Annotated in this window: 1 protein-coding gene; it reads left to right on the top strand. The window is 42.9% G+C overall.

All coding sequences use genetic code 11. From position 1 onward, the window contains the following. Positions 1 to 58: 58 nt before the first annotated feature. Positions 59 to 287, top strand: a 229-nt coding sequence (locus ACYQ4O_RS13085; RefSeq protein WP_460175888.1) for a zinc ribbon domain-containing protein, incomplete at its 3' end; no start/stop codon positions are given.

The following is a 287-nucleotide window of genomic DNA, read 5'->3' on the forward strand; positions in this document are numbered from 1 at the left end:
AAGAGACTTTCTGCATAAGATCACGACGACAATAGCCAAAAACCACGGTATTGTGTTCATGGAAGATCTAAAAGTATCGAATATGTCTGCATCGGCGTCAGGTACAGTTGAGCAGCCCGGAAAAAAGATCAGACAGAAAAGCGGTTTAAATCGTTCAATTCTTGACCAAGGATGGTATTCTTTCAAGCCAATGTTGGCTTACAAGCTGGAAGAAAGAGGAGGGTTGCTGGTATTGGTTCCTCCGAAAAATACGAGCAGAACTTGTCCGAATTGCGGATATATTTCGG

The organism is Turicimonas sp. TL08 (assembly GCF_054660695.1).